The 22852-nt window shown below is 59.1% G+C and carries 22 protein-coding genes and 1 rRNA gene; 14 read left to right on the plus strand and 9 right to left on the minus strand.

Going from position 1 to position 22852, the window contains the following annotated elements; genetic code table 11:
- Positions 1-62: 62 nt before the first annotated feature.
- Both ACRWA7_RS30920 and ACRWA7_RS30925 read right to left on the minus strand, forming a co-directional pair.
- A 16S ribosomal RNA gene (locus tag ACRWA7_RS30920) occupies positions 63-1593 on the minus strand.
- A 522-nt stretch (positions 1594-2115) separates the two neighbouring features.
- Positions 2116-2892 carry an enoyl-CoA hydratase gene (locus ACRWA7_RS30925; RefSeq protein WP_438394447.1) on the minus strand — a complete coding sequence of 259 codons (777 nt, stop codon included), beginning with the start codon at positions 2890-2892 and terminating at the stop codon, positions 2116-2118.
- A gap of 130 nt (positions 2893-3022) precedes the next feature.
- Between ACRWA7_RS30925 and paaN the strand changes: the two genes are divergently transcribed.
- The 4 genes from paaN to paaK all read left to right on the plus strand — a co-directional run bounded on the left by paaN (position 3023) and on the right by paaK (position 7511).
- A complete protein-coding gene (paaN, locus tag ACRWA7_RS30930; protein ID WP_438394449.1) occupies positions 3023-4732 on the plus strand; it encodes a phenylacetic acid degradation protein PaaN in 1710 nt (569 codons plus the stop codon).
- Between the two features lie 118 nt (positions 4733-4850).
- Positions 4851-5648: a 2-(1,2-epoxy-1,2-dihydrophenyl)acetyl-CoA isomerase PaaG gene (paaG, locus tag ACRWA7_RS30935; RefSeq protein ID WP_438394452.1), complete on the plus strand. Its 798-nt coding sequence runs from the start codon at positions 4851-4853 to the stop codon at positions 5646-5648.
- 34 nt (positions 5649-5682) lie between these two features.
- A complete protein-coding gene (gene paaI, locus ACRWA7_RS30940) occupies positions 5683-6108 on the plus strand; it encodes a hydroxyphenylacetyl-CoA thioesterase PaaI (RefSeq protein WP_438394453.1) in 426 nt (141 codons plus the stop codon).
- 98 nt (positions 6109-6206) lie between these two features.
- Positions 6207-7511, plus strand: coding sequence for a phenylacetate--CoA ligase PaaK (paaK, locus tag ACRWA7_RS30945; protein ID WP_438394455.1), 1305 nt, complete (start codon positions 6207-6209; stop codon positions 7509-7511).
- Between the two features lie 54 nt (positions 7512-7565).
- Here the strand turns inward: paaK and mltA are convergent, their stop codons facing one another.
- Entirely contained in the window at positions 7566-8732 is a 1167-nt protein-coding gene (gene mltA / locus ACRWA7_RS30950; protein WP_438394457.1) for a murein transglycosylase A, read from the minus strand.
- Between mltA and ACRWA7_RS30955 the strand changes: the two genes are divergently transcribed.
- Entirely contained in the window at positions 8731-8853 is a 123-nt protein-coding gene (locus tag ACRWA7_RS30955) for a hypothetical protein (protein ID WP_279616273.1), read from the plus strand. The genes mltA and ACRWA7_RS30955 overlap by 2 nt on opposite strands.
- A 16-nt stretch (positions 8854-8869) precedes the next feature.
- On the opposite strand, the gene apaG is transcribed toward ACRWA7_RS30955, so the two are convergent.
- Positions 8870-9244 (minus strand): Co2+/Mg2+ efflux protein ApaG, encoded by a 375-nt coding sequence (apaG, locus tag ACRWA7_RS30960; protein ID WP_060858885.1) that lies wholly within the window; start codon positions 9242-9244, stop codon positions 8870-8872.
- A 289-nt stretch (positions 9245-9533) separates the two neighbouring features.
- Between apaG and rpe the strand changes: the two genes are divergently transcribed.
- From rpe to ACRWA7_RS31000, 8 genes are all read left to right on the plus strand, one after another.
- The gene (rpe, locus tag ACRWA7_RS30965) at positions 9534-10229 is read left to right on the plus strand and encodes a ribulose-phosphate 3-epimerase (protein ID WP_060858886.1); all 696 of its coding nucleotides are present in this window, start codon (positions 9534-9536) and stop codon (positions 10227-10229) included.
- Positions 10226-10975: a phosphoglycolate phosphatase gene (locus ACRWA7_RS30970; protein WP_060858887.1), complete on the plus strand. Its 750-nt coding sequence runs from the start codon at positions 10226-10228 to the stop codon at positions 10973-10975. The genes rpe and ACRWA7_RS30970 overlap by 4 nt, the downstream gene beginning before the upstream one ends.
- A 411-nt stretch (positions 10976-11386) precedes the next feature.
- Positions 11387-12883, plus strand: coding sequence for an anthranilate synthase component I (gene trpE / locus ACRWA7_RS30975; RefSeq protein WP_438394463.1), 1497 nt, complete (start codon positions 11387-11389; stop codon positions 12881-12883).
- Between the two features lie 14 nt (positions 12884-12897).
- Positions 12898-13482, plus strand: a complete 585-nt coding sequence (locus ACRWA7_RS30980) for an aminodeoxychorismate/anthranilate synthase component II (protein WP_438394465.1) — start codon at positions 12898-12900, stop codon at positions 13480-13482.
- A gap of 14 nt (positions 13483-13496) precedes the next feature.
- Entirely contained in the window at positions 13497-14528 is a 1032-nt protein-coding gene (gene trpD / locus ACRWA7_RS30985; protein WP_438396838.1) for an anthranilate phosphoribosyltransferase, read from the plus strand.
- Between the two features lie 11 nt (positions 14529-14539).
- The gene (gene trpC / locus ACRWA7_RS30990) at positions 14540-15325 is read left to right on the plus strand and encodes an indole-3-glycerol phosphate synthase TrpC (protein ID WP_438394467.1); all 786 of its coding nucleotides are present in this window, start codon (positions 14540-14542) and stop codon (positions 15323-15325) included.
- Between the two features lie 21 nt (positions 15326-15346).
- Positions 15347-16003 (plus strand): CYTH domain-containing protein, encoded by a 657-nt coding sequence (locus ACRWA7_RS30995; protein ID WP_438394469.1) that lies wholly within the window; start codon positions 15347-15349, stop codon positions 16001-16003.
- Positions 16000-16776, plus strand: coding sequence for a uracil-DNA glycosylase (locus ACRWA7_RS31000; RefSeq protein ID WP_438394472.1), 777 nt, complete (start codon positions 16000-16002; stop codon positions 16774-16776). Before ACRWA7_RS30995 ends, ACRWA7_RS31000 begins: the two co-directional genes overlap by 4 nt.
- A gap of 82 nt (positions 16777-16858) precedes the next feature.
- Here the strand turns inward: ACRWA7_RS31000 and ACRWA7_RS31005 are convergent, their stop codons facing one another.
- The 5 genes from ACRWA7_RS31005 to ACRWA7_RS31025 form a co-directional block, all read right to left on the minus strand.
- Complete coding sequence (locus ACRWA7_RS31005; RefSeq protein WP_438394475.1) at positions 16859-17455, minus strand: FMN-dependent NADH-azoreductase; 597 nt, start codon at positions 17453-17455, stop codon at positions 16859-16861.
- A 146-nt stretch (positions 17456-17601) separates the two neighbouring features.
- Positions 17602-19401, minus strand: a complete 1800-nt coding sequence (locus tag ACRWA7_RS31010) for a M61 family metallopeptidase (RefSeq protein WP_438394478.1) — start codon at positions 19399-19401, stop codon at positions 17602-17604.
- Between the two features lie 115 nt (positions 19402-19516).
- Positions 19517-20248 carry a DsbC family protein gene (locus ACRWA7_RS31015; RefSeq protein WP_060858894.1) on the minus strand — a complete coding sequence of 244 codons (732 nt, stop codon included), beginning with the start codon at positions 20246-20248 and terminating at the stop codon, positions 19517-19519.
- 48 nt (positions 20249-20296) lie between these two features.
- Positions 20297-21469: a UbiH/UbiF family hydroxylase gene (locus ACRWA7_RS31020; RefSeq protein ID WP_438394481.1), complete on the minus strand. Its 1173-nt coding sequence runs from the start codon at positions 21467-21469 to the stop codon at positions 20297-20299.
- Positions 21466-21684, minus strand: a complete 219-nt coding sequence (locus tag ACRWA7_RS31025) for a hypothetical protein (protein WP_060858896.1) — start codon at positions 21682-21684, stop codon at positions 21466-21468. Before ACRWA7_RS31025 ends, ACRWA7_RS31020 begins: the two co-directional genes overlap by 4 nt.
- On the opposite strand from ACRWA7_RS31025, the gene ychF reads away from it, so the two are divergent.
- Positions 21683-22777: a redox-regulated ATPase YchF gene (ychF, locus tag ACRWA7_RS31030; RefSeq protein ID WP_438394484.1), complete on the plus strand. Its 1095-nt coding sequence runs from the start codon at positions 21683-21685 to the stop codon at positions 22775-22777. The two genes, ACRWA7_RS31025 and ychF, sit on opposite strands and share 2 nt — an antisense overlap.
- The last annotated feature ends 75 nt before the right edge of the window (positions 22778-22852 follow it).

Raw genomic sequence — 22852 nt, forward strand, 5'->3', positions numbered from 1 at the left:
TGTCTTCTTACAGCCGATAAGCGTGAGCACTTCAGTGCTTTGTTCAAAGCGTTGAGCTCGAGAAAGGAGGTGATCCAGCCGCACCTTCCGATACGGCTACCTTGTTACGACTTCACCCCAGTCATGAATCCTACCGTGGTGACCGTCCTCCTTGCGGTTAGACTAGCCACTTCTGGTAAAACCCACTCCCATGGTGTGACGGGCGGTGTGTACAAGACCCGGGAACGTATTCACCGCGGCATGCTGATCCGCGATTACTAGCGATTCCAGCTTCACGTAGTCGAGTTGCAGACTACGATCCGGACTACGATCGGTTTTCTGGGATTAGCTCCCCCTCACGGGTTGGCAGCCCTCTGTTCCGACCATTGTATGACGTGTGAAGCCCTACCCATAAGGGCCATGAGGACTTGACGTCATCCCCACCTTCCTCCGGTTTGTCACCGGCAGTCTCCTTAGAGTGCTCTTGCGTAGCAACTAAGGACAAGGGTTGCGCTCGTTGCGGGACTTAACCCAACATCTCACGACACGAGCTGACGACAGCCATGCAGCACCTGTGTATCGGTTCTCTTTCGAGCACCCCAGCCTTTCAGCCAGGTTCCGACCATGTCAAGGGTAGGTAAGGTTTTTCGCGTTGCATCGAATTAATCCACATCATCCACCGCTTGTGCGGGTCCCCGTCAATTCCTTTGAGTTTTAATCTTGCGACCGTACTCCCCAGGCGGTCAACTTCACGCGTTAGCTACGTTACTAAGGAAATGAATCCCCAACAACTAGTTGACATCGTTTAGGGCGTGGACTACCAGGGTATCTAATCCTGTTTGCTCCCCACGCTTTCGTGCATGAGCGTCAGTATTGGCCCAGGGGGCTGCCTTCGCCATCGGTATTCCTCCACATCTCTACGCATTTCACTGCTACACGTGGAATTCTACCCCCCTCTGCCATACTCTAGCTCGCCAGTCACAAATGCAGTTCCCAGGTTAAGCCCGGGGATTTCACATCTGTCTTAACGAACCGCCTGCGCACGCTTTACGCCCAGTAATTCCGATTAACGCTCGCACCCTACGTATTACCGCGGCTGCTGGCACGTAGTTAGCCGGTGCTTATTCTTCCGGTACCGTCATCCCCCCACTGTATTAGAGCGAAGGTTTTCTTTCCGGACAAAAGTGCTTTACAACCCGAAGGCCTTCTTCACACACGCGGCATTGCTGGATCAGGGTTGCCCCCATTGTCCAAAATTCCCCACTGCTGCCTCCCGTAGGAGTCTGGGCCGTGTCTCAGTCCCAGTGTGGCTGGTCGTCCTCTCAGACCAGCTACAGATCGTCGCCTTGGTAGGCCTTTACCCCACCAACTAGCTAATCTGCCATCGGCCGCCCCTATAGCGCGAGGCCTTTCGGTCCCCCGCTTTCTTCCGTAGATCGTATGCGGTATTAATCCGGCTTTCGCCGGGCTATCCCCCACTACAGGACACGTTCCGATGTATTACTCACCCGTTCGCCACTCGCCACCAGGGTTGCCCCCGTGCTGCCGTTCGACTTGCATGTGTAAGGCATGCCGCCAGCGTTCAATCTGAGCCAGGATCAAACTCTTCAGTTCAATGCCTGTTACTGTTTTCTATTCTTCCGAATAGGTCGCTCACTCAACGTACTGACAAGTTCCTCCCATCTTCCGGTTACCCGAAAGACGCTCAAAACCTACCTTAATACTAGTGTGAGACTTGATACTTTCGCTTCACGGCAGCATCTCCCGAAAAACCCCGGAAAACACCACCACACCCCAAAGCAAACCACCAAGCGCCCACACTTATCGGCTGTTAGTTTTTAAAGAACATCGCCAAAACACCAGCATTCCAACCCTCGGAACACCGCCGCTTTCGCGTCGCTGCGTTTGCAGCACAGAAACGAGATTATGTAGAACTCTTCGCTTTACGTCAACAGGTTTTTTACTCAACCCCTGACTTCCGATTTTGCTGCAACGCCCGTCCTGCTTGGCTCTGCGGCATCCTCTGTTACGCTGCGGCTCCTGCACTTTCTCGCTTCCCTTCGCCTCGTCGTGAAGCGAAGGAACGGAATTCTAGTGCCCGTTTCAACTCAGCGCAAGTCCTTCAGCAAAAGAATTTTAACGATGCTTAAAAGCGGGTTTCCGCTTCTCGGCAAACGCAGCCATTCCTTCCTTTTGATCTTCGGTTGCAAACAGCGAATGGAACATCCGGCGCTCAAAATGAACCCCTTCCGCCAATGTCGATTCATAAGCGCGATTGACTGATTCCTTTGCCATCATCACTGCTGGCAGAGAGAAACCCGCTATCGTCGACGCCGCCTGCATGGCTTCGTCCAACAAGGCCGCCGCGGGAACGACGCGCGACACCAATCCCGCCCGCTCGGCTTCTTCAGCGTCCATCATCCGCGCCGTCAGACACATGTCCATTGCCTTCGCCTTCGATACAGCGCGCGGCAGCCGCTGCGTGCCCCCAGCGCCCGGAATCACGCCAAGCTTGATTTCGGGTTGGCCGAACTTGGCGGTATCCGCGGCGATGATGATGTCGCACATCATTGCCAGTTCACAGCCGCCACCAAGCGCGAATCCGGCAACAGCCGCGATGATCGGCTTGCGGACAGTGCGCACAGCTTCCCAATTACGCGTGATGTAGTCACCTTTGAACGTATCCATGTAGGTGTAGTTGGCCATCATGCCGATGTCCGCGCCCGCAGCGAACGCCTTTTCGCTGCCGGTCAGCACAATGGCGCCGATGTTCTCGTCGGCATCGAATTGCTTGAGTACGGCGCCGAGTTCATCCATCAGCGCGTCATTGAGTGCATTGAGCGCTTTCGGTCGGTTCAATGTGATCAGGCCGACACGCCCGCGCACCTCGGTCAACAGATTCTCGTAAGACATTCACCTCTCCTGTTTGAAGTCGCGCGAAATCGCTTCGCGCACGCGTCTTGAAAATGCTAACATTCGCAAACCAACCGGTCGGTTAATTAATTATCCGAGCGTCCCTACCGCCACTGATCCCTTTGCCGCCATGACCCATCCGCTCTTCACGAAGCACGAAGCAACGCTTGATCAAGCGCTTGCCGCTATTGCAACGCGAGGCTATTGGAGCCCGTTTTCCGAAATGCCGAGTCCCAAAGTGTACGGTGAAACAGCGAATTCCGACGGCGAGGCGGCCTTCAAGGCGCACCTGAACCGGCCTTTCGAGCTGGATCAGCCCTTCAGTGGTGAAACGGTGGGTAACGAACGGTCTCCTTTTGGATTCGAGCTGGGGATTCGATATCCGAAAATGGACATCGACACATTGCTTGCTGCCTCCACTGCCGCGCAACGTCAATGGCGAGCCGCCGGCCCCACAGCCTGGGTTGGCGTGAGCCTCGAGATTCTGTCGCGGCTGAACAAGGCCAGTTTCGAGATCGGTTACAGCGTGATGCACACGACCGGCCAGGCATTCATGATGGCGTTCCAGGCAGGTGGACCGCACGCGCAAGACCGGGCGTTGGAAGCAGTGACCTACGCGTGGGATCAGCTTCGCCGGATTCCTGCCGATGCTCATTGGGAAAAGCCCCAGGGCAAGAATCCGCCGCTCGCAATGCATAAGCAATTTACTGTAGTACCGCGCGGCACCAGTCTCGTACTCGGATGCTGCACGTTCCCAACCTGGAACGGTTATCCCGGCATGTTCGCCGACCTGGCCACGGGAAATACTGTAATCGTCAAGCCGCATCCGGGTGCAATCTTGCCTCTCGCCATCACTGTCCGCATTGCACGCGAAGTTTTGCGTGAGGCCGGATTCGACCCCAACGTGATCACGCTTCTGGCCACGGAAGGGAACGATGGTTCCCTCGTGCAGCATCTTGCTCTGCGTCCGGAGATCAAGATCATCGACTTCACTGGCAGCACGCAAAACGGCAACTGGCTCGAATGCAACGCGCATCAGGCCCAGGTCTATACGGAAAAGGCCGGCGTGAACCAGATCGTGATTGATTCCGTCGACAACATCAAAGCCGTTGCCAGCAACATCGCCTTCTCCCTTGCGCTTTACTCCGGGCAGATGTGCACGGCGCCGCAAAACATCTACGTCCCTCGCGACGGCATTCGCACGAGCGAAGGCCAGATGAGCTTTGACGAAGTTGCGAAGGCGCTCGCGGCCGCCGTCGAAAAGCTGGTTGCGGATCCCGCCCGCGCTGTTGAATTGACCGGCGCGATACAAAACGAAGGCGTGATGAGCCGTATTGCCGAAGCCCGGCAACTGGGCGAAGTGCTTACCGATACTCAATCGCTTGCTCATCCTGTATTCCCCGATGCCCGAGTGCGCTCGCCCCTGATGCTGAAGCTCGACGTGCACGCTGATGCCAAGAACTTTACCCGCGAGTGGTTCGGTCCAATTTCGTTTGTCATTGCCACGGATTCGACAGCGCAATCGCTCGAACTGGCCGGATCCATTGCCGCCGAACATGGCGCCTTGACCTTTTCCATTTACAGCACGGACGATGCAGTCGTAGAAGCGGCCTACGCCGCTGCCATTCATGGCGGCGTTGCCTTGTCGATCAACCTGACGAGCGGCGTCTTCGTGAATCAGACGGCAGCGTATTCGGACTTCCACGGCACGGGCGCCAATCCCGCAGCGAACGCGGCACTGTCGGACGCCGCGTTTGTCGCCAATCGCTTCCGCGTCGTTCAAAGTAGAGCCCATGTTGCGCCAAAGGCAGCGGCGCCAACAGTCAGCCAAACGGTCTAGTTCCCGCGGTTCCCGGAGCCGCGTCAACTCATAGGCCATTCGGCCGAATGGAAACTGGCGCCGGGCGCGATTAGTATCGAAGGCATGGGTATTCACACAGGCAGTCAAAGGAGACTTCATGTCCGACCACAACAACTCGATTGTCATCGACATAGACGACAACACGCACGTGGCCACGTTGACGTTGAATCGTCCTGAGAAACTGAATAGCTTCACGCGGACCATGCACGAGGCATTGAGCCGGGCGCTCGATGAAATTGAAGGAAGTCACGCCCGTGCGCTCGTGATCACCGGCGCGGGCCGTGGTTTTTGCGCGGGACAGGATCTTGCCGACCTGGACTTCACGCCCGGCGCAATGACAAATCTGGGTGCGCTGATCGATCAGCATTTCAATCCGCTCGTGCGTCGTCTGCAGGCGTCCCGTCTGCCGGTCATTGCTGCAGTGAATGGAACGGCGGCGGGAGCAGGCGCCAATCTGGCGATGGCTTGCGACCTGATCGTGGCGGCACGTTCCGCGAGCTTCGTCCAGGCTTTCGTGAAGATTGGCCTGGTGCCGGATTCCGGCGGCACGTGGCTGCTGCCAAGACGCGTGGGCGAAGCGCGCGCCATGGGCCTTGCGCTGACTGGCGACAAGCTGGGCGCGGAGCAAGCACACGCATGGGGTCTGGTCTGGAAGGTTGTGGACGACGCCGATCTGCCGAGCGCCGCGCAGGCACTTGCGGCGCAGCTCGCGCAGCAACCGGCAAAGGCGATCGCAGCGATCAAACACGCAATCCGTGCCGCCGCCAACAACACGCTGGATCAGCAGCTCGACCTCGAACGCGACGTTCAGCGCGAACTCGGCGACTCGCACGATTACGCAGAGGGTGTCGCTGCATTCAAGGAAAAGCGCCCACCACGATTCGAAGGTCTTTGAAAAACCAATCGCATTGATTTTGGAGAGGACAGCCATGACGCCTCAGGAACTTGCCGATGCATCCGCGCAAGCCATGTACGAAGCGGACGCATGTAGTCGCGCGCTCGGCCTCGAACTGAAAGAAGTGCGCCCAGGCTATGCGCGCATGCAAATGAACGTGCGCGATGACTTTCTCAACGGTCACGGCATTTGTCACGGCGGACTGATTTTCACGCTGGCCGATTCAACATTTGCTTTCGCTTGCAACTCATACAACATCAACACGGTTGCAGCCGGCTGCTCAATCGAATTCTTGCGGGCTGTCAAGAGCGGCGACATGTTGACTGCTGAGGCAATCGAACAATCGCTCACGGGAAGGACGGGAATCTACGACATCCGGGTGACGAATCGTGACGAAGAAACAGTCGCCATGTTCCGGGGCAAGTCGTCCCAGATCAAGGGCAACCTCGTTGCCATATAACCTTGAGCTGCGGCACAACCGCTCAAAACAACATAGCGCCCGGGCAAGCTACATTCGGGTTGCAAATAGACGACTAAAAAACTGGAAGGAGACATTCCATGACCGCCCCGCTTCCACTGGACCCAATAGAGACAGCAAGCCGCGACGAACTTACCGCGTTGCAGCTTGAACGACTCAAATGGTCGATCGCGCACGCGTACGAGAATTCGCCGGTATATAGGCGCAAGTTCGACGACGCTGGTGTGCATCCGGATGACGTCAAGAGTCTCGCCGACATCGCGCGCTTTCCCTTCACGACAAAAAAGGATCTCCGCGATAACTATCCGTACGGCATGTTCGCCGTGCCGCATGATCAAATTTCACGGATTCACGCTTCGTCGGGAACAACGGGAAAGCCAACGGTCGTGGGCTATACGGCAAAGGACATCGACACATGGTCAGATCTTGTCGCTCGCTCCATTCGCGCAGCCGGCGCGAGACGTGGCGACAAGGTGCATGTCAGTTATGGATACGGCCTCTTTACCGGCGGCCTCGGCGCTCATTACGGCGCCGAGCGGGCCGGCCTGACCGTCATTCCGTTCGGCGGCGGCCAGACCGAGAAGCAAGTTCAGCTCATTCAGGATTTCCGCCCCGACATCATTATGGTGACGCCCAGCTACATGCTGTCCATTGCCGACGAACTCGAGCGCCAGGGCGTTCATCCGGCCGACTGTTCGCTGCGGATCGGAATTTTCGGCGCTGAACCGTGGACCAACGATATGCGCGCCGCCATAGAGAAACGCATGGGCATAGATGCAGTGGATATCTATGGATTGTCGGAAGTCATGGGACCGGGCGTAGCGTCGGAATGCGTAGAAACGAAGGATGGTCCAACGATCTGGGAAGATCACTTCTATCCGGAAATCATCGATCCGGATACGGGCGAAGTACTGCCGGACGGCGAGTTGGGCGAACTCGTATTCACGTCGCTGACAAAGGAAGCGTTACCGATCATCCGCTACCGGACGCGCGATCTCACCCGCCTTCTGCCTGGAACCGCGCGGACCATGCGGCGAATGGAAAAAATCACTGGCCGCTCGGACGACATGATGATCGTGAGAGGCGTGAATGTTTTCCCGACGCAGATCGAGGAGCTATTACTCAGGCAACACGCGCTGGCGCCGCACTATCAAATCGTGCTGACCAAGGAAGGACCGCTCGACGTGCTCACGCTGAATATCGAACCTTGTCCCGAGACAGCACCTGACGCCGTCTTGCTCAATCAAGCCAGCGCTGCGCTTGCTTGCGACATAAAAGCGTTGATTGGTGTGAGCGCAGTGATCCGGTTGCTGGATGTGAACGGGATCGAACGCTCGGTCGGAAAGGCGCGACGGGTGATCGACCGGCGCAACGCTGTAACCTGATCTTCGAATCCGCATCAGCAAGCAGCCGTTCACCAAGGAACGGCTGCGCAATTCCTAAGAATTCGGCAGCAGCAACCACATGCGGCCACCTTGCTTCATCCGGCCGGCGAGATCTCCCGCATCATCGCCCAGCCCCCAGAAATAGTCCGCGCGCACGCCGCCTTTGATCGCGCTGCCGGTGTCCTGGGCAAACACGAGCCGGTTCATCGGGGAGTTGCTCAAAGGACGCGTGGTCTGAAGGAAAACCGGCGTTCCCAACGGGATCGACGATGGATCGACTGCAATCGACCGCTCCGGCGTGAGCGGAACGCCCAATGCGCCAACTGGCCCGGTCCCCACGCCCGCGGCGAGCGTTTCCGTTCCCGGCATCTCGCGGAAAAACACGAAGCGCGGATTCACGTCGAGCAACGCATCGACGCGCGCGGGATTCGCTTTCGCCCAGGCCTTGATGCCCTGCATCGTGGCCTGCGCAGGCGTCAGTTCGCGCCGATCCAGCAGTTCGCGGCCAATCGATTTGTACGGCTGGTTGTTTGTTCCACCGAAACCGACGCGCATTGTCGTGCCATCTTCCATCACAACCTGCCCCGAGCCCTGGACCTGAAGGAAAAACGCTTCAATTGGATCATCGACCCACACCAGCTCATTGCCGTTCAACACGCCCGAACTTTCAAGCTGGGCGCGCGCCGGCAATGAAGTGCCCGCTTTGAATCGATACGGCCAACGATACAACGCGTATTGATACGGCCCATGCCGCGTGCGCGAACCCCGCAGCAACGGCTCGTAATAACCGGTCACGAGGCCATCCAGCGTGCCGTCGGTGTTGGCCAACTGGAACGGTGTGAAGTAAGCCTCGAAGAATTCCCGGGCGGCATTCATGTCGAGATCGTCGAGCCGTTGGGCCGCTGCGCACGCGCGCCGCCATGTAGGCTGTTGCGCAAGCCGGCTGCAGTTCTGACGCATCGCCGCGGTTGCGCCCAGCAGGGAATCGTCTTGCCAGCCAGGAACCTGCTGCCAGCTCACGGCGGTCAGCCGGTTGGCCGCCCGCTGCCCCGTGATGATCGGCGCGCCGGTTGGCGGGGCTTGATATCCGGATTTGATCGCGCCGCCTCCACCGCATGACGCGAGCAAAACGGCCGTGGTGATGGAGAGCGCCCAAGCCGCCAATCCGGCGGCCGAGAAGGTGAAACGCTTACAATGTTCGTTCTTGATGAGAACCGCCATGTCAGATCTATTCGACGAATATCCAATGCTTGTTTTTGCGCTCGAGTCACTCGTGGCGCTGCTTTTGCTGGTTTTTATCGTCGCGTGGACGGCGTCCGGCAAAAAGAAAAACAGGCGCTAGCAACGCGCAATGCTGTTCAATGCAGCGTGCGCGGCATGTGCAGCGCGAACTCGGCAATAGGCGCCTCGAACCGCTCGCCGTCCTCGGCCACACAAAAATACGAACCGCGCATGGTGCCGACTGGCGTCGCGATCACGGCCCAGCTTGTGTACTCGAATTTTTCGCCCGGCGGCAATAACGGCTGATTGCCCACCACGCCCAGCCCTTTCACTTCCTGAACCACGTTTTCACTATCCGTGATTATCCAGTGCCGCGAGATCAACTGCGCGGCAACCTGACCGGTATTCCGGATGGTCAGCGTGTACGCGAACGCAAACTGGTGAGCATCCGGTTCTGATTGGTCAGGAAGATATTGCGTCTGGACCGATACGCTGAATTCATACTGGCTCATCGCTTTTCCAATTCAAGATGTGCTGAGCGCGGTGCGGCCCGAAGGCCGGCGACCGCGCGGTTACGCGAATTTGCGTGAACGTCAGGTGACGCATTCTGCTTCATGCAGCCAGCGCCCGCAACAGAACGCGGCGCTTCGCAAGGGCTTTGTCATGCCTTTGAAACCCCGCCGGAGTAGTGCCGTTAGGGGAAAAGCCCAGGCGCGGGCCGCACGCGTTAGCCATTCGGTCAGCGGTCAAAAACGTCGCGTCGCGGTAAAATGCGTTTCCCGCTCGCAACCGGCCGACGTCATGACGCAATTCCGCTTGTCCCCCAGTATCTTGTCCGCCGACTTCGCCATTCTCGGTGAAGAGGTGCGCAATGTGGTCGCCGCCGGCGCGGACTGGATCCATTTCGACGTAATGGACAACCATTACGTGCCGAATCTGACAATCGGACCCATGGTCTGCAAGGCGCTGCGGCCGCACACCACCGTGCCTATCGACGTGCATTTGATGGTGCGTCCGGTGGACCGTATCGTGCCGGACTTCGCCGAAGCCGGTGCGAATGTGATCAGTTTTCACCCGCAAGGTTCGGATCATATCGACCGGACGCTTTCGCTGATCCGCGATCACGGCTGTAAAGCTGGCCTGGTTTTCAACCCGGCGACTTCGCTGAGTCATCTTGATTACGTGATGGACAAGGTCGATCTGGTGCTGATCATGTCGGTGAATCCGGGTTTCGGCGGCCAGTCCTTCATTCCCGAAGCGCTCACCAAGCTGCGCGAAGCGCGCCGGCGAATCGACGAATATCGCGAGCGGACCGGACGGGAAATTCATCTCGAAGTGGACGGCGGAGTAAAGATCGAGAACATCCGCGAAATCGCCGAAGCCGGTGCAGACACGTTCGTGGCGGGATCGGCAATCTTCGGCCACCATGACTACAGCGAAATCATCGGCAAGATGCGCGCGGAATTGGCGAAAGTGAACACCGGGGATGCACGATGAGCGAACTTACCGCCGAGCTTCCGGCATTTACCAACAAGACGTTGCGGGCGGCGATCATCGACCTGGACGGCACCATGGTCGATACCGCAGACGATTTCACCGCGGCGCTCAACGGCATGCTCGCGCGCATCGGCACGAAAGCAACTGACCGGGACGAAGTGACCGCGTATATAGGGAAGGGTTCGGAGAATCTGATCCGCAGCGTCTTGGCCGTGCGCTTTTCCGCGCTGGAAGCAAACACCAGATTCGACGACGCCCTCGCGATCTATCAGACGGAATACGCGCGCATCAACGGGCAGCGCGCGACGCTGTTTCCGGAGGTGACGGAAGGGCTGAAGGCGCTGCGAAATCTCGGCTTGCCGCTCGCGTGCGTGACCAACAAGCCGCACCGGTTCGCGGTGGAACTGCTCACCAAATTCGGCTTGGCAGAATACTTCAAGGTCGTGCTTGGTGGCGACTCGGTCCCGCAGAAGAAGCCCGATCCCGCGCCCATGCTGATTGCCTGCGAACGTCTTGACGTTCTGCCGCGGGAAGCGGTTGCCATCGGGGATTCGGAGAATGACGCGCTGGCGGGCCGTGCAGCCGGTATGGCGACGCTTACGGTGCCTTACGGATACAACCACGGCAAACCCGTGCACCTCATAAAATCCGATGGTATAGTTTCTTCCCTGCTGGCTGCCGCACAGGCAATAGCAGCAACCATGGCCGCGCCCGATGCATCCGGCGCGACAATACAGACTGAATAGTTCATTCCCTCATGTTTCTGAACAAAAAACGGAGTCTGAGCAGCATCGACCGGGGAGCCTGGCCCTGGCGTCGCTGGTCGCGCTAACCTCGCCCGAGGTCCGCTGAAGCGTGTCTTCGGCAACCGTTTTTTGTTTCGCTGCGCACTCCGCGCGCCGATCCCGCTGACTTGTTTTACCTTTTGATGCCCGGCTCAATGCGCATCACCCGCCGCACCCGATTTTTCTCTTGCCTCTCGCGCCACACGGTTTCGTGAACAGCGTTGAGACCTGATAATCGGACATGCAGCGCGTGAGGCCCCGGCCGACGCACCAATCCAAGCGGGTTTCGCGCCGCGCGGCAGAGTTTCCGCAGCGCCCCAATAAGTGCCCGATGTCGCAAAAACCAACGAGCGACACGCAAAGGATCAGAACATGACCGAACTCGAATTCCAATCGCTGGCGAATGAAGGTTTCAACCGTATTCCGATGATCGCCGAGGCGCTTGCCGATCTCGAAACGCCGCTTTCGCTTTATCTCAAGCTCGCTCAGTCCGAGCGCAATGGTGCCAACTCGTTCCTGCTGGAATCCGTGGTGGGCGGCGAGCGCTTCGGCCGCTATTCGTTCATCGGCCTGCCGGCGCGCACGATGATCCGCGTGCAGAACGGCGTGTCGGAAGTAGTGAAAGATGGGCAGGTCATCGAAACGAGCGAAGTTGATCCGCTGACGTTTATCGAAACATTCCAGAAGCGGTTCAAGATCGCCCAACGTCCGGGATTACCGCGTTTTTGCGGCGGTCTGGCAGGGTATTTCGGCTATGACGCCGTGCGTTATATCGAGAAAAAGCTGGCGCACTCGGCCCCGCGTGACGATCTCGGCTTGCCTGATATCCAGTTGCTGCTGACCGAGGAAATGGCGGTTATCGACAACCTCGCCGGCAAGCTGTATCTCATTGTCTACGCCGATCCCACCGCGCCCGAGGCCTATACCAGGGCCAAGCAGCGCCTGCGCGAGTTGCGTGCGCGTTTGCGTACGACCGTGCAGCCGCCGGTAACGTCGGCGAGCGTGCGGACGGAGACGTATCGCGAGTTTGCGAAAGACGATTATCTGAACGCCGTGAGGAAAGCGAAGGAATACATCGCGGCGGGCGAGTTGATGCAGGTTCAGGTCGGCCAGCGCCTCGTCAAGCCGTTCCGCGATAACCCGCTTTCGCTGTATCGCGCGTTGCGATCGCTGAATCCGTCGCCGTATATGTATTACTACAACTTCGGCGGCGAATTTCACGTGGTTGGAGCGTCGCCGGAAATTCTGGTGCGCCAGGAAAAGCGCGGCGAAGAACGCATTGTCACCATCCGTCCGCTCGCCGGCACGCGGCCGCGCGGCAATACGCCCGAGCGCGACGCCGAACTCGCAACCGAGTTGCTGAACGACCCCAAGGAAGTGGCCGAGCACGTCATGCTGATCGATCTGGCACGAAACGACGTCGGCCGGATTGCGCAAACCGGCTCGGTGATCGTGACGGACAAGCTGGCGATCGAAAAATATTCGCATGTTCAGCACATCGTGAGTTCGGTGGAAGGCAAGCTGAAACCCGGTACGACGAACTTCGACGTGCTGCGCGCGACCTTCCCCGCCGGCACGCTTTCGGGCGCACCGAAAGTGCGGGCAATGGAAATCATCGACGAACTGGAGCCGGTGAAACGCGGCCTGTATGGCGGCGCTTGCGGTTATCTGTCGTTCACGGGCGAAATGGATCTGGCCATCGCAATTCGCACAGGCCTGATTCACAAGGGCAATTTGTACGTGCAGGCCGCCGCCGGCGTGGTCGCGGATTCGGTGCCCGAATCCGAATGGCAGGAAACGGAGAACAAGGCGCGTGCGGTTTTGCGCGCCGCCGAGCAAGTGCAAGACGGCCTCGATAGCGACTTCTGATCCGGAGAAAGACCATGCTGCTGATGATCGACAACTACGATTCGTTCACCTATAACCTGGTCCAGTATTTCGGCGAACTGGGCCAGGACGTGCGGACGTTCCGCAACGACGAAATTACCCTCAGTGAAATCGCGAAACTGAATCCCGAGCGGATTTGCCTTTCGCCTGGACCGAGCAATCCCCAACACGCTGGCATTACGCTCGACGTGCTGCGCGAGTTTTCCGGCCAGATTCCCATTCTTGGCGTGTGCCTGGGTCATCAGGCCATTGGCGAAGCGTTCGGCGGCCGCGTGGTCCGCGCGCAAACCATCATGCACGGCAAGGTCAGCACGATCGAAACGGACTGCCGCGGCGTGTTTGCCGACTTGCCGAAACATTTCAGTGTGACGCGTTATCACTCGCTCGCGATCGAGCGCGAATCGCTGCCGGATTGCCTGGAAGTATCGGCGTGGACGCCCGACGGCGAAATCATGGGCGTGCGTCACAAGGAACTCGCGGTCGAAGGCGTCCAGTTCCATCCGGAATCGATCCTGTCCGAACATGGTCACGCGCTGCTCGAAAACTTCATCAAGCACGCGAAGCAAGGCGAACGCGCGTGAACCGGGATCAGAACATGACCATTACGGCCCAGGAAGCGCTGCAACGGACCATTGAGCATCGCGAGATTTTTCACGATGAAATGCTTCATCTGATGCGCACGATCATGCGCGGCGAGATGTCGCCGGTGATGTCCGCCGCGATCATCACGGGATTGCGCGTGAAGAAGGAAACCATCGGCGAGATTGCTGCGGCGGCGACCGTGATGCGCGAATTTGCGAATCACGTGACCGTGCCGGACAGCGAGAATCTCGTGGATATAGTGGGCACAGGCGGCGACGGATCGCACACCTTCAACATCTCGACGGCCACCATGTTCGTGACGGCAGCAGCCGGTGCGAAGGTCGCGAAGCACGGAAATCGCGGGGTATCGAGTAAATCGGGCAGCGCGGACGTGCTCGAGGCGCTCGGCGTGAATATCGATTTGCAGCCGGTGCACGTGGCGCAATCCATCGCTGAAACAGGCATGGGGTTCATGTTCGCGCCGAACCATCATCCGGCCATGAAGAACATTGCGCCGGTGCGTCGGGAACTCGGCGTTCGGACCATCTTCAACATTCTCGGGCCGCTGACCAATCCGGCGGGCGCACCGAATCAGTTGATGGGCGTGTTTCACGAGGATCTCGTCGGTATCCAGGTTCGCGTGATGCAGCGCCTCGGCGCCAAGCACGTGCTGGTCGTGTACGGCAAGGACGGCATGGACGAGGTCTCGCTGGGCGCGGCGACGGTCGTGGGCGAACTGCGCGACGGCGAAGTGCGCGAGTACGAGATTCATCCCGAGGATTTCGGCTTGCAGATGGTGTCGAACCGGACGCTTAAAGTAGCCGATGCGCAGGAATCGAAAGCCATGCTGCTTGGCGCGCTCAACAACAAGCCTTGCGTTGCGCGCGAAATCGTCACGCTGAACGCGGGCACGGCGCTTTATGCCGCGAACGTGGCGGAATCGATTGAAGATGGCATGCGGCTCGCGAAGGAAGTGATCGCGAACGGTCGGGCGCGTGAAAAAGTCGATGAACTCGTGCGATTCACACAGCAGTTCGCCAAATAACGGAACCCAACATGAGTGACATTCTCGATCGCATCATCCAGGTCAAGCGCGACGAAATCCGGATTTCGCAAGAAAGCGTTTCGGTTGAAGAGTTGCGTTTGCAGGCGAGTGCACGCGACTCGCGCGACTTTGTCGGTGCATTGCGCGCCAGGCACGCAGAGGGCAAAGCCGCGGTTATCGCCGAAGTGAAGAAAGCGAGCCCGTCAAAGGGCGTGCTGCGCGAAAACTTCGTCCCAGTCGATATCGCGAAATCATATGAACGGGGCGGCGCCGCGTGTTTGTCGGTCCTGACAGACGTGCAGTTCTTCAAGGGCAGCGTGGCGTATCTGGAAGAAGCGCGCGCCGCGTGCAGCTTGCCGGTTCTGCGCAAGGACTTCATTGTGGATCCGTATCAGATCCTCGAAGCCCGCGCGATGGGCGCCGATTGCATCTTGTTGATTGCAGCCGCCCTGCAGCCGGCGCAAATGAGCGATCTCGAAGCGTACGCCCATTCGCTGGGTCTGGCTGTGCTCGTGGAAGTCCACGATCAGGACGAGCTCATGCAGGCGCTCACGTTGAAAACACCGCTGATTGGCATAAATAACCGGAACCTCCGCACCTTTGAAACGTCGATAGAAACAACCATCGGCATGCTGGAAATGGTGCCGCAAGAGCGTATTGTAGTGACCGAATCCGGCATTTTGTCGCGCGCGGATGTCGAGCGGCTGCAATCAATGGACGTGCAGACGTTCCTGGTCGGCGAAGCGTTCATGCGCGCCGACGACCCCGGCACCGAACTGGCGCGAATGTTCTTCTGACGCTGTTGCACGGAGTTTATTTTGAGTATTGAACGCGAGATCAAGCTGGCGCTGCCAACGTCAAACCATGATGAAATTGCTAAGGATCTGACGAAACGAACCGGTCAGGAAGGTCAAAAAATCCATCTGACAAACGTTTATTTCGATACCGCCAATCGCGCGCTCGCCAAGGCGAAAAGCGCACTGCGTTTGCGAGGTGCGCCGGGTCAATGGCTGCAGACGTACAAGACGGCGGGGGAATCGGCAGATGGAATGCATAGCCGGCATGAATGGGAAATGCCCGTCGCGGGCGAAGCGCTCGAAATCGACAAGCTGCTCGAACATTGCGACGACGAGCACGCGCGCAACGCACTCCGTAATGCGGCGCCGGAATTGACGGCACTTTTCCGAACTGATTTCGACCGTGTGATCTGGAACGTCGAAATCGACGGCGCGACAATCGAAGCGGCCCTGGATCTCGGGGAAGTCATTACGGATATCAATGGCGCACGCCGCGCCGCGCCAATCAGCGAACTCGAACTCGAACTCAAGTCCGGCGAAGAAGCCGGCCTGACGAATCTCGCCGCCCAGATGCGCGGCGCATTCCTCTACCTCCAGCCCGAAAACGCGAGCAAGGCGCAACGTGGCTACGAATTGTGCGATCCGAAAGCGGAAGGTTCGAACGGTGGCGTGAAATGAATCAGGCGTCGTTGTTCGAGGCAGAAGACGCGTCGAGAAATCACCCGTTCACGTCGCTCGAAAACCAGTTCGCCGCGTTGCCGGCTGATTGGCGCAAGCATCTGAAGGCGTTTATCGACAGTCCGCATTACGCCGCGTTATGCGCGTTCGTTGACAATGAACGCGCCGCCGGCAAGACTGTGTATCCCGCCGATGTCTTTCGTGCGCTGCGCCTGACGAGTCCCGCCGACGTGAAAGTCGTGATCCTCGGACAAGATCCGTATCACGGCGAAGATCGGGGCGCGCCGCAAGCGCATGGTCTGGCGTTTTCCGTGCCGGCGCCGGTTCGGCCGCCGCCTTCGCTGCGCAATATCTTCAAGGAAATCAGCGCGAGCCTTGGCTTCGCCGCGCCCAATCACGGTTGCCTCGATGCCTGGGCGCAGCAAGGCGTGTTGCTGCTGAACACGTCGCTGACCGTGGAACGCGATAAAGCCGGCAGCCACGCCAAACGCGGCTGGGAACATTGCACCGACACGCTGATTCACGAACTCGCGATGCGCCACGAGCATCTCGTGTTCATGCTCTGGGGCGCGCATGCGCAGGCGAAGCGCGGGTTGATTGCGTCCGCAGTGGCGGCGGGAAAAGCGCATTGCGTGCTTGAGGCGCCGCATCCGTCGCCGTTATCGGCGCATCGCGGCTTTTTGGGCTGCGGGCATTTCGCTTCGGCGAATGCTTATTTGGAAGAACATGGACGGCCGGTTATTGACTGGCGTCTGCCTGATTTGCCAGACTGAAGCGTCAACGAAAAAGCCCGCTTATGTCATGAAGACACGGCGGGCTTTTAAAATTTTCAGCAACTTAGCAGCCTAAAACAACCTACAGCGCTGCGATCGAATCCCGCGCCGTAGCCAACGCAGCGCCAGCGGCGTCCGGGCCCATTGCCAGGCCTTCTGCATACACGAAGCTGACATCGGTCATGCCGAGGAAACCCAGGAACGTCTTCAGATACGGCGTTTGCGAATCGTTCGGCGTGCCGCTGTACTTGCCGCCGCGAGCCGTCACCACAATCACCTTCTTGCCCGTCACAAGGCCTTCAGCACCGTTCGCACCGTACTTGAACGTGATGCCGGCGCGTGCAATCCAATCGAAATACGTCTTCAGTTGCGACGAAATGCCGAAGTTGTACATCGGCGCGGCGATTACAACAATGTCAGCCGCCTGCAATTCGGCGATCAGTGCTTCACTCTTCGCGTGGATCGCGTTTTGTTCGGCGGTGCGTGCTTCGGCGGGCGTGAAGAACGCGCCCAGCGTGGCGTCATCCAGATGCGGCAGGTTATCTGCGAGAAGGTTGCGAACCACGAGCTTCGCGCCCGCGTGCGATTGCAGCAGCTTCGCCGATACTTCGTCGGCCAGCAATGTGGATTGAGCGCCTTGCGAGCGGGCAGCGGAATTGATTTGAAGAATGGTCGTCATGATGACTCCTGTCCCTTGTTGAGTGTGAGCGCGGACGCGCTCTGACAGGACGCATTCTTCGTTTTTAATCGATCGGGAAAAAGCTGTGCACTCAAGACGGATCGTTGCACTGGTGAAACAATCCGTTTTTTGGTGTCATCGCCGGGTCAACCTTTCAACCAGCGTTCACGCCATTGCTTCGTTTGGGCGCTGGAATCGGTGGTTGAAAGGACGTAGCGCGAAACATCCGGCGCGTCGAGTTTGACCTGCGCCACGCGCAATTCGTCGCGACGAAACGCGTGCACTTCGACCTTTGCGCCCGGCAAATACCGCGAAAGCAGCGAATCGAGATTCGATCCGGTGACGCGCAAGCCATCGATTGCGACCAGCACATCTCCCGCCGATAAACCCGCCTTCTGCGCCGCGCTGTTCTCGTGAACGGCCGTGAGCACGCAATCCGCGCCAGTGCGAACCCGCGCGCCAAGCGACGGTTTGCCTGTCGTGCCATTCGTGGCGATATCGGCGGCGAGTTTGATGCCGAACGGTTCCAGCAGTGTCTCCAGCGGCAAGTCGCGCGTGCCATGGACGCCTTCGCGGAACAGCTTTTTCAGATCGGCGCCGGTGGCTTCGGCGAACAGCGCTTCAACCTCGCTCTCTTCTATGCCGCGCGCCTTTCCATGATAAAAATCGCGGCCATAGCGTTGCCACAAAAGACGCATGACGTCGTCAAGCGACTTCCTGCCCGCGGTTTGCGCGCGAATCGACAGGTCAAAGGCAAGCGCGACAAGCGAGCCTTTCTGGTAATAACTGACGATGGCGTTCGCCGCGTTCTCATCCTGCCGATAGTATTTGACCCATGCGTCGAACGAGCTTTCCGCGACGGTTTGCTTCAATCGCCCCGAACCGCGCAACACGCCGCCGATGGTTTTACCCAGCATCGCGAAATAATCGCTCGCGCTGATCGTGCCGCTGCGCACGAGCATCAGGTCGTCGTAATACGACGTGAATCCTTCGAACAGCCACAGCAGCGACGTGTAATTTTCCTGCGACAGATCGTATGGCGCGAACACCACCGGTTTGATGCGCTTTACGTTCCACGTATGGAAATATTCGTGGCTGCACAAACCCAGATACGTCTTGTATCCCTCCGTCATCTCCGGCCGTCCGGTAACAGGAAGGTCCGAGCGATTGCAGATCAGCGCCGTCGATGCACGATGTTCCAGGCCGCCGTATCCATCGCCAACAGCAACGGTCATGAACACATAGCGATCAACGGGCGCCTTCTTCGTGCGCGGTTCGAACAGCGCGATCTGCGATTCGCAAATGCGCTTGAGATCGGTTTCGAGACGCCGCATGTCGAGCGCGGTCACGCGGCCCGAAATCACTATGTCGTGCTTCGCGCCGTGGGCACTGAACGAACCGAGCGCGAACTTGCCGAGCGTCACGGGATGATCGATCAGCGCATCGTAGTTCGGCGCTTCGTACGCACCGAAGCCAAGGCGTTTCGTACCTCGCGCTTCGGGCAGCGCCGTGGCCACGCGCCAGTTTGCATATTGCGCGCCCGAAGGCTTTTGAATATCGACAATGCACGGCGCTTCCGCCTGCCCTTCCACGGCCAGGAAAACGCTCGTGCCGTTGAAAAAGCCGATGGTGTCATCCAGATGCGCCGCCCGCACCGACAAATCCCAGCCGTAGACCTCGTAGCGCAGCGTGATCGGACCGTCGTGCGGCGCGGTTTGCCACGCATGCTTGTCGGTTTTATCGATGGCGATCTTTCGGCCGGCCGCGTTGAACGCCTGCAGCGTCACAATGTTGCGCGCGAACTCGCGGATCATGTAGCTGCCCGGAATCCATACCGGCAGCACGAAGCGCTGGCCGGACGGATCAGGCTCGCTCACGGTCAGCGTCACTTCGAACAGATGCGCGGCGGGATTTTTCGGGACGATGGTGTATCGGATGGCGTTCATGCGTCGAAGTCCTTTGTTCTTATCGCCGGCTTGGAGCCGGGCGCGGGCGGCGATGCCTGCTTGAAAGCGAAAGAGGCGCATCGCGCGCCTCCTTGGTCTGGATCGGCCGCTGATTTCAGCGAACCGCCGAGATTTCCTTTTCCAGCCGGTCGGCCGGAACAGCGCCCGGCAAACGGCGTCCATCGGCCAGGAACACCGTGGGCGTGCCGGTGACGTTCATCGACTGGCCGAGCTTCAGGTTTTTATCGATAGCCGTTGTGTCGCAACTCGCTGCGGCAGTCGGCGCGGTGTGGTCGAGCATCCAGCCTTCCCAGGCGTTGGAGCGGTCCTTCGAGCACCAGATCGACTTGGACTTCGACGCCGAATCCGGCGACAGGACCGGATACAGGAAGGTGTAGACGGTGACGTTATCGACGGACTTGAGCGTGGTTTCAAGCTGCTTGCAGTACGGGCAATTCGGGTCCGAAAACACCGCGATCTTGCGCGCGCCCGTGCCCTTCACGACCTTCACCGCGTTTTCGAACGGCAACTTGGCGAAGTCGATCTTGTTGGTTTCGGCCAGACGCGCTTCGGTGAGATTCGTGCGCGTGCGGGTATCGACGAGATCGCCCATCAGCAGATAGTTGCCGGTCGCGTCCGCGTAGACGATCTGCGAGCCGAGATTCACTTCGTACAGCCCCGCAATCGGCGATTTCTGGATGCTCTTGATATCGGCGTCGCCAATGCGCGATTGCAGCGTGGACTTGATCTTGTCAGTGGTTTGATCGGCCTGGGCAGCAATGCCGATGCCAAACACCGCTGCCAGCGTGGCAGCAGCGACCAGAGCGCGGCGAAGAGTGATTTTCATTCGGATTCCTGTGATGCTGAAAGTATGTGGGTGAGTGCGCGCGTCTTTTTAACCGAGCGCCGCCGAAACAAGCCAGCGCTTGATGTGCGGCTGCGCGCCCACGAGCGCCATGCCGGTATTGCGCACCGCACGGGCAAGCGTGCCGGGCATGGAGAAAAGTCTCTGCAGACCATCGCACGCAATGGTCAATTTCTGGATGTCCTCGCGGCGAGCGCGTTCGTATCGGCGAAGCAGGACTGGATCGCCCGCCGACCGGAAGGCTTCCTTGCCCGCGAGCGTTTCGGCAAGCGCGGCGACGTCGCGCAGGCCGAGATTCATGCCCTGACCCGCAAGCGGATGAATCAGATGCGCGGCGTCGCCGACCAGCGCCACGCGTGGCCCGATGAGCCGATCGACCGTTTGCAGCGCGAGCGGAAAACCTTGGGCCGGTGTCACACATTCCAGCGTGCCGAGCATGTTTTGCGTGGCTTTCTCGACTTCTGCCGCGAGTTGCGCCGGATCGAGTTTGAGGAGCGCGTCGGCGTGGTCGGTTTTCGCGGACCACACGAGCGACACGTAATCGCCCGGCAGCGGCAGCAACGCGATGATCTCGCCATCGCGGAACCATTGATACGCCGTTTCGGCGTGCGGCTTTTCGCACTTGAAATTCGCGACTACGCCGGTCTGCCGATATTCCTGCCGATGCATCTTCGCGCCCGTCTGCGCCCGCACCCACGAATGCGCGCCGTCCGCGCCGACCACGAGATCGGCTTCAAGCGTTTCGCCGTTGGCGAGCGTGAGATGCGCGGCGGCGTCGTGAATCACGAGACCTTGAGCACGAGACTCGATCCACGTGAGGTTCGGCTGGAAACGCAGGGCGGCATCGAGCGATCGCTCGATCAGCGACGACTCCACGATCCACGCCAGTTGCGGCACGGCGGCCTGGAATGCGGAAAAATGCAGTTCGGCGAAAGCGTCGCCGAAAACACGCATGTCCAGCACCGGTCCGAGCTTTTCGCGCTCGAGCGCCTGCCAGACGCGCAGCCGTTCAAGCAGCGCCTGCGAACTCGACGAAAGCGCGTAGATCCGTGAATCGAAGCTGCCTGCGGCGGGCGGCGGCGCAGCGGGCGATGCGAGCAATGCCGTGCGCAGGCCGGATTGCGTCAGCGCGAGCGCCGCCGTCTTGCCGACCAGGCCACCGCCAACCACGGCCGCGTGAAAATTTCGAGAGTGGAAAGTCATGCGGGCATTATAGCCGCCGGGGTATTTCGAGATTCGATGTACAACACGGTGTTTCGGCCGCAGATCCGGCGCTGCCCCGCCGCGCCCAGCGTACCGGGCCGCAGCGGTACAATATCGTTTTTTCCGGCCCGCCATGACGTGGCCGCCCGCTGCACCGCGACATGCAGCGTTGACCCACGCGGCGCACGCCGTTTCACCAGTTCGAAGGATTCCATGAGCCTCCAATGCGGCATCGTCGGCTTGCCTAACGTCGGCAAGTCCACACTGTTCAATGCACTGACCAAGGCTGGCATCGCCGCCGAAAACTATCCGTTTTGCACAATCGAGCCGAACGTCGGCGTGGTCGAAGTGCCCGATCCGCGTCTTGCGGCGCTTTCCGAAATCGTCAAGCCCGAGCGCGTGGTGCCGGCGATTGTGGAATTCGTCGATATCGCCGGCCTCGTCGCCGGCGCGAGCAAGGGCGAAGGCCTTGGCAACAAGTTCCTCGCGAACATCCGCGAAACCGATGCCATCACGCACGTCGTGCGCTGTTTCGAAGATGAAAACGTGATTCACGTCGCGAACAAGATCGACCCGCTGGCGGATATTGAAGTGATCAATACCGAACTGGCGCTCGCGGATTTGTCGACGGTTGAAAAAGCGCATCATCGTTACGCCAAATCCGCGCGCTCGGGAAACGACAAGGAAGCGGCGAAACTCGTGCCCTTGCTCGAAAAAATCCAGGCGCAACTCGATCAGGCGAAGCCGGTGCGCGGTCTCGACCTGAGCGAAGACGAACTCCTGCTGATCAAGCCACTGTGCCTGATCACCGCCAAGCCGACCATGTACGTGGCGAACGTGAAGGACGACGGTTTCGAAAACAATCCGCATCTGGACGCGGTGCGCAAGTACGCTGAAGCTGAGAAAGCGCCGGTGGTTGCGGTGTGCGCGGCGATCGAAGCGGAAATCGCGGATCTGGACGACGCCGACAAGCAGGAGTTTCTAGCCGATATCGGCATGGACGAGCCGGGGCTGGATCGCGTGATTCGCGCGGGTTACAAGCTGCTGGGATTGCAGACGTATTTCACGGCGGGCGTGAAGGAAGTGCGGGCGTGGACCATTCACATTGGCGACACTGCGCCTCAGGCTGCCGGCGCGATTCACACAGACTTCGAGCGCGGCTTTATCCGCGCGCAGACAATCGCCTTCGATGACTTCATTACATTCAAAGGCGAGCACGGCGCGAAGGAAGCCGGGAAGATGCGGGCCGAAGGGAAGGAATATGTGGTCCACGACGGCGATGTGATGAATTTCTTGTTTAACGTGTAACGCGAGCGTCAGGGCCAACCGTCTAAATCGCAAACCCCGCGCTACGCGGGGTTTTTTTTGAACATCACAATAAAC

This window comes from Caballeronia sp. DA-9 (assembly GCF_051615025.1).
Classification (GTDB): Bacteria; Pseudomonadota; Gammaproteobacteria; order Burkholderiales; family Burkholderiaceae; genus Caballeronia; species Caballeronia sordidicola.